Origin of the sequence: Flavobacterium sp. TAB 87 (assembly GCF_001529295.1) — a bacterium.
Taxonomy (GTDB): Bacteria; Bacteroidota; Bacteroidia; order Flavobacteriales; family Flavobacteriaceae; genus Flavobacterium.
On sequence record NZ_LLWK01000038.1, the window covers coordinates 823,284 to 839,009 of the forward strand.

The following is a 15,726-nucleotide window of genomic DNA, read 5'->3' on the forward strand; positions in this document are numbered from 1 at the left end:
TAGTAATACAAAAAACATAAAAATGAAAATTACATTAAATAGAGTAAACGATGATTACCATTTTCGATTGAAAAATGAACGTGGACATGTGGTAGATGTTGATAACCGTTCTGAATTTGGAGGACACGATTTAGGTGCGAGTCCTATGGAATTGGTTTTGATGGGCGTGGCAGGATGCAGTGCTATTGATATGATTTCTATTTTGAAGAAGCAGCGTCAAGAAATTACGTCTTTTAATGCAGAAGTGGAAGGACTTAGAGTACAGGTGGACGAAGCAAAACCTTTTAAGGAAATTGCAGTAGTCTTTGTATTAGAAGGAAATATTGCAGTAGACAAAGCAGCACGAGCAGCACAACTTTCTTTTGAGAAATACTGCTCAGTTTCTAAAACTTTAGAGCCCACTGCAACGGTAACGTATAAAGTAATTTTAAACGGAGAAGAATTAGCTAAATAATAATAAAATGGAAGAACAAGATTTTGGTTTTGAAACCCAAGCCATCCGCACACATTTAGAAAGATCACAATTTCAAGAACATTCGACACCTTTGTATTTATCGTCAAGCTTCGTATTTGAAGACGCGGAGGATATGAGAGCTTCGTTTTCTGAAGAAAAAGACAGGAATATATATTCGAGATTTAGCAATCCAAATACCACAGAATTTGTAGATAAGGTTTGCGCTATGGAAGGTGCTGAAGCCGGTTTTGCATTTGCGACCGGAATGGCAGCAATTTACTCCACATTCGCAGCCTTACTTGTTTCGGGTGATCATATTGTTTCTGCCGGAAGTATCTTCGGTTCGACTCATAGTTTGTTTATGAATTATTTTCCAAAATGGCACATTACTACTTCGTACTTTGATATTAATAAGCCAGAAACGATTGAAAGTTTAATAAAACCAGAGACAAAAATTTTATACGCCGAAACGCCTACCAATCCAGGAGTTGACGTAGTAGATATGGAGTTATTAGGTCAAATTGCTAAAAAGCATAATTTGATTTTAATTATCGACAACTGTTTTGCAACACCTTACATTCAACAGCCAATAAAATACGGAGCACATTTAGTAATCCATTCGGCGACTAAGTTAATGGACGGTCAAGGTCGTGTTTTGGGCGGAGTAACGGTTGGAGAATCAGAATTGATTCGTAAAATATTTCTGTTTTCAAGAAATACGGGACCGGCAATGTCACCTTTTAATGCTTGGGTTTTATCCAAAAGTTTAGAGACTTTAGCCGTACGCGTCGACAGGCATTGCGAAAATGCGATGATCGTTGCAGAATTTTTAGAAGCACATCCGAATGTTAATACGGTTAAATATCCATTTCTGAAATCGCATCCAAAATATGAAATTGCCAAAAAACAAATGCTTTTAGGCGGAAATATAATTGCTTTCGAAATTAAAGGCGGAATTGAAGCAGGGCGTAAATTTTTAGATAAAATAAAAATGTGTTCGCTTTCTGCTAATATTGGAGATGTAAAAACAATAGTTACACATCCTGCATCAACGACACACAGTAAATTATCTGTAGAAGAAAAGTTAGCGGTCGGAATTTCTGAAGGTTTAGTGCGTGTTTCTGTAGGTTTAGAAACGGTAAAAGATGTAATTGCCGATTTAAATCAGGCGCTTTCGTAAAGATTAAACGATTTTGGGATAACGATTTTTGTTTGTGGTGTTACTCGTAGTGTTTTTTTTAAAAGCTACGGTTGCTCTAAAAACAGAAATCGTTATTTTTTTGTTTTAAATCAATCTAAAAATAGTAGTTTTGATTCGTAAATCAAAGAGTAAAAATGCTTTCAAAAAAGACAAAATACGGAATAAAAGCGTTGACGTACTTGGCTCGCCGAGAAGATCAAACACCTGTAGCTATTGCAGATATTGCAAAGAGCGAGAATATTTCGATTAAATTTTTGGAAAGTATATTGTTGTTACTGCGCAATTCTGGTTTTTTAGGAGCTAAAAAGGGCAAAGGTGGTGGCTATTATTTAATTAAAGATCCTGCAGAAATAAGTATGGCAAAGGTATACCGCATACTTGAAGGTCCGATTGCTTTACTGCCGTGTGCTAGCCACAATTTTTACGAAAAATGTGATGATTGCAAAGATGAATCTAGTTGTGCTGCGCGCCGTTTAATGATGCAAGTTCGTGACAATACGCTTAAAATTCTAGAAAGTAATTCACTTGCCGATATCGCGTTTTAAGCAGTTTGTTTTTTTTATATTTGGGAAGCTAGTTCAATATGTTTAAAAAACCAGTTTATAACCGACCATAAATAACATTACAGCAATAGCGTTTCGTAAAAATAAATCAGGAACTTTTCCGCTTAACATACTTCCCACATAAATACCAGGTAGCGATCCAATTAATAGTTGACCTAGTAGACCTAAATCCAAATTTCCCATAGTGGCGTGCCCTAAACCAGCAACCAAAGTCAAAGGAACTGCGTGCGCAATTTCTGTTCCAACCAATTTTGGAGTTGGCAAGAGGGGATATAAAAAGAACAAAGTGACAGTTCCTAAAGCACCAGCACCAATCGAGGTAAGTGTTACTACGGCACCTAGCATCACTCCAATTGCTATAGTCAATAGATTTTGAGTATTACTTTCGTGAAGAAATTTATCACCGGCATGTTTCTGAGATAAAACCAATAATTTCTTTTTAAACAGAACTGCGATCGAAGTGAAGAGTAATGCCCAACCTAAACTGTATCGTATAATGGCATTCATTGCAGTGATGTCTGCTGTACAATTATCTAAGATCCACAAAGTAAGTAATGCGGCAGGAACACTTCCTAAAGAAAGCCAACCTGTAATTTTCCAGTTGATGTTTCGTTTTCGATGATGCACAACCACTCCACCCATTTTAGTGAAAGCCGCATATAATAAATCGGTTCCAACTGCCGTAGTTGGAGGAATTCCAAACCAAAGTAAAATAGGAGTCATTAATGAACCACCACCAACGCCAGTCATTCCTACTACAAATCCAACGAATAAACCAGCTACTACAAGTCCAATATGAAAGTCCATAATTAAAAATTTTTGACAAAAGTAAAACGTAATTAGTTATAATCCTATCGATTTAGTCGAGTTAAGATTTTTATTTTTGACGAGTTAATTTTAAGTAGTTGTAATAGAGCGTTTTGAAGTTAATTATAATGAATGCTTACTTCTGTTTTATCCGGTTTATAGCTTTTTATAACGAATTTTAATTCAATTGTTAGATGCCGTTAAAAACAATAGATATTGTTTTGAATTTTAGAATTTATTACTATTTTTGCAGAGTAATCTAGTAAACCGATAGGGTAATAGGTTTTAAAAAAATTAGAAATAAATGAATTCATCGATAGTAGCTCCTTTATTAGAAAGAACAAAAAATTTTTCGTTAGAAGAGACGTTAACATTTCTAGCAACAGCCTATCCTGGTAAAGTTGTTTTTTCGACTTCATTTGGACAAGAAGATCAAGTAATTACAGATTATATTTTTAGAAATAATAATGCAATTACAGTTTTTACATTAGATACGGGGCGCTTGTTTCAAGAGACGTACGATGTATTTCATAAAACGATTAAAAAGTACAAAAAGCAAATTGCTGTTTGTTTTCCAGAAGCTGCAGCAGTCGAAAATTTATTGCAGACCAAAGGACCAAACAGTTTTTACGAATCGGTTGAAAACAGAAAAGAATGTTGCTTCATTCGTAAAGTTACTCCTCTTAGAAAAGCTTTAGCGGGAAACGAGGTTTGGATTACGGGTTTACGAGCAGAGCAATCGGAAAACCGTCAAAATTTAGATTTATTTGAATACGATAACCACTTTAAAATAATCAAATTTAATCCATTGTTAAAATGGAGTTTGCAAGAAGTGGAAAATTATTTAATCGAAAACAATGTTCCGCAAAACACATTGCATAAAAAAGGTTTCGTAAGCATTGGTTGTGCGCCTTGTACCAGAGCAATAATGCCAGACGAAGACATAAGAGCTGGAAGATGGTGGTGGGAATCTAGTCATAAAGAATGTGGCTTGCATCAGAAATAAGTAATACTAAAGAAAAAAAATAAAGAGAAAAGAGCAAAAGATTGTCCAGTAATGCATCTTTTAATCATTCAATTATTTACTATTTAAATTAAAAAAATGAGTTCAATATTAAAAACAAATGCGTTAGAAGCAGAAGCGATATACATATTTAGAGAAGTAGTTTCTCAATTTGAAAAACCAGTACTACTTTTCTCAGGAGGAAAAGATTCGATAACGTTAGTTCGTTTGGCTCAAAAAGCATTTTTTCCTGCAAAGATTCCGTTTCCTTTATTGCATGTTGATACAGGACATAATTTCCCTGAAACCATTGTTTTTAGAGATAAATTAGTAGAAGAATTGGGGCTGGAGTTGATTGTAAGAAATGTACAAGATGCTATCGATACAGGTAAAGTAATTGAGGAGTCGGGTAAATATTCTAGTCGAAATAGCCTCCAAACCACTACACTTTTGGACGCGATTGAAGAATTTAAATTTGATGCTTGTATTGGTGGCGCACGTCGTGACGAAGAAAAAGCCAGAGCTAAGGAACGAATTTTTTCAGTTCGTGACGATTTTGGTCAGTGGGATGAAAAAAACCAACGTCCAGAACTGTTTGATATTTTAAATGGCAAAATTGAAAATGGTCAGAACGTTCGGGTGTTCCCAATTTCAAACTGGACTGAATTGGATGTTTGGAGTTATATCGAACAAGAACACATCGAAATTCCATCCATTTACTTTTCGCACAAGCGTAAAGTTTTCTTAAGAGACGGCTTAATCTGGTCACATTCTCCTTATGTCTATCAAGAAGAAGACGAGCAAATTGTAGAAAAAATTGTTCGTTTTAGAACAGTGGGTGATATGAGTTGTACTGCTGCAGTAGAATCTTACGCCGAAACAATTGCTGAGGTAGTAGGGGAAATTAGAGAATCTACTATTTCTGAAAGAGGTGCTCGTATCGACGACAAACGTTCGGAAGCTGCGATGGAGAAAAGAAAACAACAAGGATATTTTTAAGAAGTAAGTCATAAGGAGTAAGTCGTTGACTGATCCCTTTTAATACTTAAGCCTTAATACTTAAACCTTAATACTTATAAAATAAAAATGGAAGTTTTAAAAATAGCAACAGCAGGAAGTGTAGATGACGGAAAGAGTACTTTAATCGGACGTTTATTATACGATACCAAATCATTGACTACCGATAAATTGGAGGCAATTGAAAAAAGCAGCAAGCAAAAAGGCTACGATTATTTAGATTTTTCGTTAGCAACTGATGGTTTAGTTGCCGAGAGAGAACAAGGAATTACTATTGATGTGGCGCATATTTATTTTTCGACTGCGAAAAAGAGTTACATAATTGCCGATACGCCAGGTCACGTAGAATATACCAGAAACATGGTTACTGGAGCATCGACTTCGCAAGTTTCAATTATTTTAATTGATGCTAGAAAAGGAGTAATCGAGCAAACCTACCGTCACTTTTTTATCAACAATTTATTGCGAGTTAAAGAGGTAATTGTAGCCATTAACAAAATGGACTTAGTTGATTACTCAGAAGAGGTATACAATAAAATCAAAGCGGACTTTGAAACGCTAAATGCTAAAAGTTCCTTTAAAGAACAAAACGTAAGTTACATACCGATTTCTGCTTTGACAGGAGGAAATGTGGCACAACGTGCTGCCGAAATGCCGTGGTATGATGGGCAAAGTGTATTAGAACATTTAGAGGGTTTAGAGCCTGCTGATGTTTACGAAGCCGAACAAGCCCGTTTTCCGGTGCAAACCGTTATTCGACCAAAAACCCAACAATACCATGATTTTAGAGGATATGCGGGTAAATTATATGGTAGCGCTTTAAAAGTTGGAGATGCTGTAACGGTTTTGCCATCTTTGACAGAGTCTAAAATTTCTAAAATTCACTTTTTTGACAAAGAGTTTAATGAAGCGCCTGCTGGATCTTCTATTACCATTGAGCTAGAAAATGACATTAATGTGACCCGTGGAGATATGATTGTAAAATCGGCAGAACTTCCGAAAATAGAAAAAGAAATCAACACGACTATTTGTTGGATGGATTCGAAGAAGTTGGTGGCTGGAACAAAGTATTTAATTCAGCACAACACCAATCGCATATTAGCTAAAGTCGACCGCGTTAAAAATGTAGTAGCGACCGATTATTCAGGTACAAAAGAGGCTGACCAATTAGCGATCAATGAGATAGGCGAAGTAAGTATTAAATTAAGTAAAGCTATTTATTTTGATGCTTACAACAGTAATAAATCAAACGGTGCATTTATTTTAATAGACACTAATACCAACACCACTGCAGGAGTTGGGTTTATAAATTAAATTTTAGCATTTGGCTTTTAGCCTTATAAGTAGTACGATAAAATATAACAGTAAGCGCTAATAGCTAAAAGCTAGAAGCCAAAAGCAAAATAAAAAATGAAAACTTTTAGATCAGAAATTGAAAATCCAGTAGTTCAAAAAGAAATCATTGAATTAGAGAAAAGAATTCATGCATTTCGTGGCGGAACAATGGATGGCGAGCGTTTTCGTAGCCTTCGTTTGGCACGTGGTATTTACGGACAACGTCAAGAGGGTGTACAAATGATTCGTATTAAGTTGCCTTACGGGAAAGTAACGAGTGAGCAATTAAGCAGAATTATTGCTGTGTCTAACGAATATTCTACCGGACGTTTGCACATTACAACCCGACAAGACATACAAATTCACTTTGTTAGTTTAGACCGAACGCCTGAACTATGGTCGCAATTGGCTAAAGACGATATTACATTAAGAGAAGCTTGTGGAAATACGGTACGAAATATTACTGCTAGTGAATTAGCGGGAGTTGATGTTAATGAACCTTTTGATGTCACGCCTTATGCACATGGAATGTTTCAGTATTTATTGAGAAATCCAATTTGTCAAGAAATGGGACGTAAATTTAAAATTTCGTTTTCTTCTTCTGATGAAGATACTGCATTGAGTTATTTGCACGATTTTGGACTAATTGCAAAAATTGTTGATGGAGTTCACGGATTTAAAGCGGTTATTGGTGGTGGTTTAGGATCTCAACCTGCGCATGCAGAATTGCTGAGCGAATTTATTCCAGCCAATCAAATTGTCCCAACTGTTGAGGGAATCATTCGAGTTTTTGATCGTCACGGCGAACGTACCAAAAGAATGAAAGCGCGTATGAAATTCTTAATTAAAGATTTAGGAAGAGATGCGTTTTTAGAATTGGTTGAAAAAGAGAAAAAAGCAATTGCTTTTGAAACCTATGAAATTGATTCTAGTGGCTACGATGGTGCGATTCCAGAAACACTATTGGAAGTGCCAAAAGTTACAGTCGAAGATACTACTGCTTATGAAGCTTGGAGAGAATCGAACGTTATTGCGCAGAAACAAAAAGGCTATTATGCTATTGGAATAAAAGTATTGTTAGGTGATTTTTATACGGATAAAGCACAAATTTTAGCAGACTTAATTAAAAATTATGGAGCTAATGAGTTGCGTTTTTCACTGCGTCAAAATATTGTTTTACGTAATATAAAAGAAGAAAACTTACCGTTCTTTTATCAAGAATTAGCCAAATTAGATATGGTGGCTTTGGGTTACAATTCAACTGCTGATATTACAGCTTGTCCAGGAACCGATACGTGTAATTTAGGAATTGCAAGTAGTACCGGAATCGCAGCGGAATTAGAGAAAGTAATTCATGCAGAATACCCACAATATCTTAAAAATAATGAGATAGAAATTAAAATTAGTGGTTGTATGAACGCTTGTGGACAACACAATATGTCTGCCATTGGTTTTCAAGGAATGTCTATTAACGCAGGTAAATTAGTAGCGCCGGCGTTGCAAGTTTTATTAGGAGGTGGACGCTTAGGTAACGGTCAAGGTCGTTTTGCAGATAAAGTAATTAAAATTCCGAGTAAAAGAGGACCAGAAGCGTTGCGTACTGTTTTAAATGATTTTAATGCCCACGCTAACGGACGATCATTTTTAAATTACTACGATGAAAAAGGGGAGAAATATTTCTACGAAATTTTAAAACCACTTGCTGATGTAACTAATCTTGCTGAAGCCGATTATATCGATTGGGGAAATGCAGACAACTATGTAAAAGCAGTTGGTGTAGGAGAATGTGCGGGTGTTGTAATTGATTTAGTGGCTACTTTATTGCTAGAAGCCAAAGACAAACTAACGAATGCAAAAGAATCTCTAGAAGAAAATAAATATGCAGATGCCATTTACCATGCTTATGCTGGTTTTGTAAATGGAGCAAAAGCATTATTAATTTCAGAGGATCAAAAAACAAATACACATTTTGGTATCATTGAGTCTTTTGATAAAGTGTTTGTAGCAACAGGGAAAGTGGATTTTAAAAGTTCTTTCAGTGATACTGTTTACCAAATCAACTCAAGTGAGCCAACCCAAGAATTTGCCATACAATACCTTAACGAAGCCATAGCGTTTTTTAATACAATTGAAGCTTTTAGAGCTCAAGAACTAGCCAATGTTTAAAAGAAACCCCAAAGTAACTTTAGTAGGAGCAGGTCCGGGTGATCCCGAATTGTTAACTGTAAAAGGAGCAAAAGCACTAGCTGAAGCCAATGTAGTTTTGTACGATGCTTTAGCGTGTGAAGCTATTTTAGAGTACGCTCCAAAAAATGCGATCAAAATTTTTGTTGGAAAAAGAATTGGTAATCATTCCTATACGCAAGACCAAATCAATCAATTAATTGTTGACAATGCTTTGACTTATGGTAATGTGGTTCGCTTAAAAGGTGGTGATCCATTTGTGTTTGGAAGAGGAAGTGAAGAAATTGACTTTATCGCAAGTTTCGGAATAGAAACGGCGGTTATACCAGGAATATCTTCGGTTATTGCCGTACCAGCTTCACAAGGGATATCCATTACCAAAAGAGGAGTTTCTGAAAGTTTTTGGGCCATAACAGGTACAACTTCCGACAGAAAATTATCAAACGATGTCGCTTTAGCAGCAAAATCATCAGCTACCGTTGTCATTTTAATGGGAATGAGTAAATTGCCACAAATTATTTCTTTGTTTCAAAAAGAAGGAAAAGGCAATCAAGCCGTTGCTATTATTCAAAACGGTACCACACCTCAAGAAAAAGTTGGAACAGGTACGATAGATACGATTGCTGAAATTGTAAAAGAACAAAAATTGGGTTCTCCAGCAATTATAATAATTGGAGAAGTAGTACGAGAAAGCACCAAATTAAAAGGAATTTATCAAGAATTTGCCGCTAATAAATACAGTTTACAAGCACGATGAACACAGTAACAACAAGCAATTTAGAACGAAACGAATTGTATCCCGTTTTTTTAAAACTTCATAATCTGAATGTTTTAATTGTAGGCGGAGGAAATGTGGGTTTAGAAAAATTGTTTTTCATGTTAAAGTCAAGTCCCAATGCTAATGTCGAGGTGGTGGCTCCTTTTTTCTTGCCAGAATTGGTAGAATTAGCCGCTAAACATCCAACAGTTTCTTTGACAAACGTGAAGTATAAAAAGCAAATGTTAAAAAAAAGGCATTTGGTTATTGCTTGTACCGACAAAATAAAAGTGAACGAGAAAATTTTTAAGCAAGCTAGAAAGAGATATTTAATGTGCAATATCGCAGATACACCTGATTTTTGCGATTATTATTTGGGAGGAATAGTGACCAAAGGGCATGTAAAAGTTGCTATTTCAACTAACGGTAAATCGCCTACAACTGCCAAAAGACTTCGTGAATTTTTTGAAGAAATTATTCCAGAAGATATCAATGAAATGGTTCAAAATTTAAATGAATACCGTAAAACGTTAAAGGGCGATTTTGAAGACAAAGTAAAGAAGATGAACGAAATAACGTTGGCATTAAAAAACAAAGAATAAAACAATCTTACAAAGAAGATATTGATAATTGTCATTGCACACTTTTGCTTTTATTTGTTTCTTTGTAGTTATTAAGAATTATTATAAATAATTACACAATGATTAAGACAGACATACTCATAATCGGAGCCGGACCCACTGGCTTATTTGCAGTGTTCGAAGCAGGTTTATTAAAATTAAAATGCCATATATTAGATGCTCTCCCACAAGCGGGCGGTCAACTATCAGAATTGTATCCTAAGAAGCCTATTTACGATATTCCGGGTTTCCCAGAAGTGTTAGCAGGTGATTTAGTAGACGGATTAATGGAGCAAATTAAGCAGTTCGAGCCCGGTTTTACATTAGGCGAACGTGCTGAAACCATTGCAAAACAAGAAGACGGTAGCTTTATTGTTACAACGAATAAAGGCAAGCAATTTAACGCTCCAGTTATTGCTATAGCAGGAGGTTTAGGAAGTTTTGAACCGCGCAAACCACTTATTGATGGAATTAATTTTTATGAAGATAAAGGAGTTAAATACTTTATTAAGAATCCAGAAAAATTTAGAGATAAAAAAGTTGTCATCGCTGGTGGAGGAGATTCTGCTTTAGACTGGAGCATCTTTTTGGCCGATATCGCTTCAGAAGTAACCTTGGTTCACCGAAGAAACGAATTTAGAGGCGCTTTAGATTCGGTTGATAAAGTACAAGAATTAAAAACAGCGGGTAAGATAAAATTAATCACTCCAGCTGAGGTTGTGGGTATTAATGGAGCGGAGCACATTGAATCTGTAGATTTAGATGAGAATGGCGCACACCGTAGTGTGGCATGCGATTACTTTATTCCACTTTTCGGACTGACACCAAAATTAGGACCAATTGGAGATTGGGGATTAGAGATTGAAAAAAATGCCATCAAAGTAAACAATGCCTTGGATTACCAAACTAATATTCCGGGAATTTTTGCAATTGGAGATGTAAATACGTATCCAGGCAAATTAAAGTTGATTTTATGTGGTTTCCACGAAGCAACTTTAATGTGTCAAGCAGCGTATCAAATTATCAATCCTGGTAAAAAATACGTTTTAAAATATACGACCGTATCAGGCGTAGATGGTTTCGACGGAACGCGCAAAGAAGCACCAAAAGCAGTTGTAAAGGCAATTGTTTAAAAAAGAGATTAAGATAGTAAGGTTCTGAGTTGCTGAGTTTTTTACTTGCTAACTCAGGGCCTTTTCACTTAGCAGCTTGCTCCCTTAGATCCCTTGAAACTTTAAAGAAAAAATTTGCAAGTCGCAGGCCTATTGCTTACCTTTGCACTGTTCTTAATTTTATTGAAAGTTATCACGAAAGGCGGAGGGAAAGACCCGATGAAACCTTAGCAACCCTTTACTATAAAGAAGGTGCTACATTCTACTTTAAACTGGTACTCAGTACAAAAGATAGATAACATAAATACATCACGTATTCTTCAAAACTTTTCATGAAACTTTATCGATATAACAACAGTAAGCTGTAGTAGAAGCACTAACATTGGCGCTTTTTTAGCAACAAGGTTCCTGTTTTTCGCTGTATCTTTTTTGCTGAACCCCAGCAAAAAAGGATGCCGCTGCACCCAGGGCTAGAGGCTTACAATAGTGAATTTTTAGAAACAATCCATTTGGATGCAAATAGCTTTGCGCGGTAGCGTCTTAGCAAGAAATTGAATAAAAAAAAGGCAACGTGAGTTTACACTTTGCGAGAAATATAATAGTATGGCAACAATTCAAGAGGCGATAAAGGAAAGAATACTAGTGCTCGATGGAGCAATGGGAACGATGTTACAACGCTACAATTTTTCGGAAGAAGATTTTCGTGGCGAACAGTTCAAAGATTTTCCCTATTCTGTAAAAGGCAATAACGATTTACTATCGCTTACCCAACCGCAAGCGATAAAAGACGTGCACACTTTATATTTTGAAGCAGGCGCAGACATAATCGAAACAAATACATTTTCAAGTACAACAATTGGTATGGCCGATTACCATCTCGAAGATGCGGTTTACGAATTGAACTACCAATCGGCAAAAATCGCTAAAGAAGTAGCCCAAATTTTTACAGCAAAAGATCCATCAAAACCACGTTTTGTAGCAGGTTCAATTGGACCAACAAATCGTACGGCAAGTATGTCGCCCGATGTAAATGATCCCGGATACAGAGCCGTAACTTTTGATGATTTACGAATTGCCTACAAACAGCAAGTCGAAGCCCTGTTAGACGGTGGCTGTGACTTATTATTGGTAGAAACAATTTTTGATACTTTAAATGCCAAAGCAGCACTTTTTGCTATCGAACAAGTAAAAGAAGAACGCAATATCGATGTGCCAATCATGGTTTCAGGAACGATTACCGATGCATCCGGACGAACACTTTCGGGACAAACTGTAGAGGCATTTTTAACCTCTGTTTCGCATATTCCGCTATTGAGTGTTGGTTTCAATTGTGCTTTGGGAGCTGATTTGCTAAAACCGTATTTAAAAACACTATCGCAACGCACTTCTTTTAATGTTTCAGCGCATCCAAACGCAGGTTTGCCCAATGCTTTCGGTCAATACGACGAAACGCCAGAACAAACGCAAGCCTTTATTCGCGAATATTTAGAAGATGGTTTAGTAAATATTATTGGTGGTTGTTGCGGTACCACTCCAAATCACATCCGATTGATAGCAGAAGCTGCAGCAGAATATAAGCCGCGCGTTTCAACAGCGACGATGTAAATAAAAGATTAAAAGATTTTATAACCTTTTAAATAGTAAACATGTTGTCGTTTTTTTGTCAATCTGACAAATGAGAAATAGTCACAAGTGAATTGTCTATCGGAGATTCGTTCTTCGTCGGAAGCGCAAGATTATCGATTACTGTAATTTTAGAGAAATTACAATAATCGATTTAAATTACAAAACCGCGTGAGGGATAGTAGTGGAACTCTTTTTTGTTGGTTTTTTACCAAGAAAAAAAGTGGGAGCGAATAGCCCGACCCTTTAGGGACACGCCCAACTAATGAAATGAATTGCTTTGAAAAGAGCAAACAATATAAACTTAGAACCTAAGCAACTTAGTGTCTCAGTAATTCAAAAAAAGAAATGGCAGAAGTAGAAAAGAGAAGAAACCTTGTTTTATCGGGATTAGAACCGTTAATCATTACACCCGAAAGTGTTTTTGTTAATATTGGTGAACGGACCAATGTAACTGGTTCGCGAAAATTTCTTCGACTAATTAAAGAAGAGAAATTTGAAGAAGCATTGAGCATTGCCAAAGAGCAAGTGGAAGGTGGGGCGCAAATTATCGATATTAATATGGATGAAGGAATGCTCGATGGTGTTGAGGCAATGACCAAATTCTTAAATTTAATTGCTTCGGAGCCTGATATTTCGCGCGTGCCTATTATGATTGACAGTTCGAAATGGGAAATCATTGAAGCGGGATTGAAAGTGGTTCAAGGAAAAAGTGTCGTAAACTCTATTTCATTAAAGGAAGGAGAAGAAGCTTTTATTCATCATGCCAAATTGATAAAGCGCTACGGAGCTGCTGCGATTATTATGGCTTTTGATGAAGTAGGTCAAGCCGATAATTACGAACGACGCGTTGAAATTTGTCAGCGCTCGTATGATATTTTAGTCGATAAAGTAGGTTTTCCTCCGCAAGACATTATTTTCGATTTAAATATTTTTCCCGTAGCGACAGGAATGGACGAGCATCGCTTGAACGCTTTAGATTTCTTTAGAGGGACTAAGTGGGTTCGCGAAAATTTGCCACACGCACACATTAGTGGTGGAGTAAGTAACGTCTCATTTTCGTTTAGAGGAAATGATGCAGTTCGGGAAGCAATGCATTCGGTTTTTTTGTACCACGCCATTAAAAACGGAATGACAATGGGTATTGTTAACCCAGAGATGTTGACTATTTATGATGATATTCCGAAAGATTTATTAGAACATGTTGAAGATGTTATTTTAAACCGTCGCGACGATGCCACAGAACGTTTGTTGGATTTTGCTGAAAATGTAAAAGGAGATGTGAAAAGCAATGAGAAAGCAATTCAAGAATGGCGTTCTGGTTCTATTCAAGATCGAATTTCACATGCGTTGGTAAAAGGAATTGATCAATTTATTGTTGAAGATGTAGAGGAAGCGCGTTTAGCAGCAACCAAACCAATCGAAGTGATCGAAATTAATTTGATGACGGGAATGAACGTGGTGGGTGATTTATTTGGTAGCGGAAAAATGTTCCTGCCACAAGTAGTAAAATCAGCACGTGTAATGAAAAAGGCCGTAGCTTATTTGTTGCCATTTATCGAGGCAAGCAAGCAAGCAGGCGACAAGCAAGGAAACGGAAAAATATTAATGGCAACCGTAAAAGGTGATGTACATGATATTGGTAAAAATATAGTTGCGGTAGTTTTGGCGTGTAACAATTACGAGATTGTAGATCTTGGAGTAATGGTGCCTCCCGAAAAAATTATTGCAGCGGCTATTGAACACGAAGTCGATATTATTGGTCTGAGTGGTTTAATTACACCTTCGCTAGACGAAATGGTGTACGTAGCCAAAGAATTAGACAAACGCGGACTAAAAATCCCAGTAATGATTGGTGGAGCAACCACTTCGCGCGCGCACACTGCCGTGAAAATTGCACCTCAATACAGAGAAACGATCATTCACGTAAACGATGCGTCTAGAGCGGTAACGGTTGCTGGAAATTTATTGGATAAGAATAAAAAAGTCTATGCGAGCGATATTCGTGCGGAATACGATGCGTTTAGAGAAACGTTTTTAAGCCGTTCGAGAGATAAAAATTATCTAACAATCGAACAAGCGCGAAAAAACAAATTGCAATTGGATTGGGAGGCTTACGACTTTGTAAAGCCTAAAAAGATTGGTGCGCAAGTGGTCGACATTGAGTTGGATGTTTTGGTTCCCTATATCGACTGGACGCCGTTTTTTAGAACTTGGGAATTGCATGGTAAATATCCAGCGATTCTTACTGATGAGGTCGTGGGAGAGCAAGCACAAGCGGTGTTTAAAGATGCCCAGGAAATGCTAGACTTAATTTTGAAAGAAAAGAAATTTACCGCCAAAGGTATTTTTGGAATTTTCCCAGCCAATCAAGTTGATGACGATGATATTCAGTTGTACGATGAAAACGGAAAAGCAATCGAAAAATTCTTAACGCTTCGTCAGCAATCACAAAAAACAAAAGGAGCACCAAACATTGCTTTGGCTGACTTTATTGCGCCAAAAGATTCTGGGAAAACCGATTATATGGGTGCATTCTGTGTAACCACCGGATTTGGAGTTGAGGAATGGGCTGATGAATTTCGTGCCAATTTAGACGACTACAACTCGATCATGGTTAAATCATTAGCGGACCGTTTAGCCGAAGCTTTTGCGGAATACCTGCACGAAAAAGTACGTAAAGAATATTGGGGTTATGCGTCTGATGAAGTGTTAAGTACCGAAGCTTTAATTGAAGAAAACTATAAAGGTATTCGTCCTGCGCCTGGATATCCAGCTTGTCCAGACCATTTAGAAAAACCAACTATTTGGAAATTACTAAATGTAGAAGAGGCAATTGGAGTAACCTTGACCGAAAGTATGGCCATGTGGCCTTCTGCGGCAGTATCGGGTTATTATTTCGCAAACCCAGATAGTAAGTATTTCGGCTTAGGTAAAATGAAAGAAGATCAAATTGTAGACTATGCCAAGCGTCGCAGCACATCAACCGACAATGCGACCAAATGGTTGAGTCCTAATATAGCAGATTAATCCCCACCCCACCTCCCCAA

At 36.8% G+C, this 15,726-nt stretch carries 13 protein-coding genes and 1 riboswitch; of the genes, 12 read left to right on the top strand and 1 reads right to left on the bottom strand.

Annotated elements, in window-relative coordinates:
- Positions 1-22 precede the first annotated feature (22 nt).
- The 3 genes from AP058_RS15660 to AP058_RS15670 all read left to right on the top strand — a co-directional run bounded on the left by AP058_RS15660 (position 23) and on the right by AP058_RS15670 (position 2,200).
- Entirely contained in the window at positions 23-454 is a 432-nt protein-coding gene (locus AP058_RS15660) for an OsmC family protein (RefSeq protein WP_066313002.1), read from the top strand.
- A 7-nt stretch (positions 455-461) separates the two neighbouring features.
- Positions 462-1,634: a PLP-dependent aspartate aminotransferase family protein gene (locus AP058_RS15665; protein WP_066313005.1), complete on the top strand. Its 1,173-nt coding sequence runs from the start codon at positions 462-464 to the stop codon at positions 1,632-1,634.
- A gap of 155 nt (positions 1,635-1,789) precedes the next feature.
- Positions 1,790-2,200 carry an Rrf2 family transcriptional regulator gene (locus AP058_RS15670; protein WP_066313007.1) on the top strand — a complete coding sequence of 137 codons (411 nt, stop codon included), beginning with the start codon at positions 1,790-1,792 and terminating at the stop codon, positions 2,198-2,200.
- A gap of 42 nt (positions 2,201-2,242) precedes the next feature.
- Here the strand turns inward: AP058_RS15670 and AP058_RS15675 are convergent, their stop codons facing one another.
- Complete coding sequence (locus AP058_RS15675) at positions 2,243-3,025, bottom strand: sulfite exporter TauE/SafE family protein (RefSeq protein WP_066313012.1); 783 nt, start codon at positions 3,023-3,025, stop codon at positions 2,243-2,245.
- A 304-nt stretch (positions 3,026-3,329) separates the two neighbouring features.
- Here AP058_RS15675 and AP058_RS15680 point away from each other — a divergent pair, with 304 nt between their 5' ends.
- From AP058_RS15680 to metH, 9 genes are all read left to right on the top strand, one after another.
- Positions 3,330-4,031, top strand: coding sequence for a phosphoadenylyl-sulfate reductase (locus AP058_RS15680; protein WP_066313015.1), 702 nt, complete (start codon positions 3,330-3,332; stop codon positions 4,029-4,031).
- Between the two features lie 96 nt (positions 4,032-4,127).
- The gene (cysD, locus tag AP058_RS15685; RefSeq protein ID WP_066313017.1) at positions 4,128-5,027 is read left to right on the top strand and encodes a sulfate adenylyltransferase subunit CysD; all 900 of its coding nucleotides are present in this window, start codon (positions 4,128-4,130) and stop codon (positions 5,025-5,027) included.
- An 87-nt stretch (positions 5,028-5,114) separates the two neighbouring features.
- Positions 5,115-6,359, top strand: coding sequence for a sulfate adenylyltransferase subunit 1 (locus AP058_RS15690; protein WP_066313019.1), 1,245 nt, complete (start codon positions 5,115-5,117; stop codon positions 6,357-6,359).
- Between the two features lie 96 nt (positions 6,360-6,455).
- Entirely contained in the window at positions 6,456-8,546 is a 2,091-nt protein-coding gene (locus AP058_RS15695; RefSeq protein WP_066313020.1) for a HEPN domain-containing protein, read from the top strand.
- Positions 8,539-9,321 (top strand): uroporphyrinogen-III C-methyltransferase, encoded by a 783-nt coding sequence (gene cobA, locus AP058_RS15700; RefSeq protein WP_066313032.1) that lies wholly within the window; start codon positions 8,539-8,541, stop codon positions 9,319-9,321. The genes AP058_RS15695 and cobA overlap by 8 nt, the downstream gene beginning before the upstream one ends.
- A complete protein-coding gene (locus AP058_RS15705; RefSeq protein WP_066313034.1) occupies positions 9,318-9,923 on the top strand; it encodes a bifunctional precorrin-2 dehydrogenase/sirohydrochlorin ferrochelatase in 606 nt (201 codons plus the stop codon). Before cobA ends, AP058_RS15705 begins: the two co-directional genes overlap by 4 nt.
- A gap of 98 nt (positions 9,924-10,021) precedes the next feature.
- Positions 10,022-11,074: an NAD(P)/FAD-dependent oxidoreductase gene (locus tag AP058_RS15710; RefSeq protein ID WP_066313036.1), complete on the top strand. Its 1,053-nt coding sequence runs from the start codon at positions 10,022-10,024 to the stop codon at positions 11,072-11,074.
- 166 nt (positions 11,075-11,240) lie between these two features.
- Positions 11,241-11,355: riboswitch (SAM riboswitch) on the top strand.
- Positions 11,356-11,656: 301 nt separating this feature from the next.
- Positions 11,657-12,658: a homocysteine S-methyltransferase family protein gene (locus AP058_RS15715; RefSeq protein WP_066313039.1), complete on the top strand. Its 1,002-nt coding sequence runs from the start codon at positions 11,657-11,659 to the stop codon at positions 12,656-12,658.
- Positions 12,659-13,024: 366 nt separating this feature from the next.
- Positions 13,025-15,706, top strand: a complete 2,682-nt coding sequence (gene metH, locus AP058_RS15720; protein WP_082706676.1) for a methionine synthase — start codon at positions 13,025-13,027, stop codon at positions 15,704-15,706.
- The last annotated feature ends 20 nt before the right edge of the window (positions 15,707-15,726 follow it).

Bases quoted from the DNA above. Each gene is read 5' to 3' on its own strand.
- AP058_RS15660 (WP_066313002.1), top strand. From the start codon at position 23: ATGAAAATTACATTAAATAGAGTAAACGATGATTACCATTTTCGATTG.
- AP058_RS15665 (WP_066313005.1), top strand. From the start codon at position 462: ATGGAAGAACAAGATTTTGGTTTTGAAACCCAAGCCATCCGCACACAT.
- AP058_RS15670 (WP_066313007.1), top strand. From the start codon at position 1,790: ATGCTTTCAAAAAAGACAAAATACGGAATAAAAGCGTTGACGTACTTG.
- AP058_RS15675 (WP_066313012.1), bottom strand. From the start codon at position 3,025: ATGGACTTTCATATTGGACTTGTAGTAGCTGGTTTATTCGTTGGATTT.
- AP058_RS15680 (WP_066313015.1), top strand. From the start codon at position 3,330: ATGAATTCATCGATAGTAGCTCCTTTATTAGAAAGAACAAAAAATTTT.
- cysD (WP_066313017.1), top strand. From the start codon at position 4,128: ATGAGTTCAATATTAAAAACAAATGCGTTAGAAGCAGAAGCGATATAC.
- AP058_RS15690 (WP_066313019.1), top strand. From the start codon at position 5,115: ATGGAAGTTTTAAAAATAGCAACAGCAGGAAGTGTAGATGACGGAAAG.
- AP058_RS15695 (WP_066313020.1), top strand. From the start codon at position 6,456: ATGAAAACTTTTAGATCAGAAATTGAAAATCCAGTAGTTCAAAAAGAA.
- cobA (WP_066313032.1), top strand. From the start codon at position 8,539: ATGTTTAAAAGAAACCCCAAAGTAACTTTAGTAGGAGCAGGTCCGGGT.
- AP058_RS15705 (WP_066313034.1), top strand. From the start codon at position 9,318: ATGAACACAGTAACAACAAGCAATTTAGAACGAAACGAATTGTATCCC.
- AP058_RS15710 (WP_066313036.1), top strand. From the start codon at position 10,022: ATGATTAAGACAGACATACTCATAATCGGAGCCGGACCCACTGGCTTA.
- AP058_RS15715 (WP_066313039.1), top strand. From the start codon at position 11,657: ATGGCAACAATTCAAGAGGCGATAAAGGAAAGAATACTAGTGCTCGAT.
- metH (WP_082706676.1), top strand. From the start codon at position 13,025: ATGGCAGAAGTAGAAAAGAGAAGAAACCTTGTTTTATCGGGATTAGAA.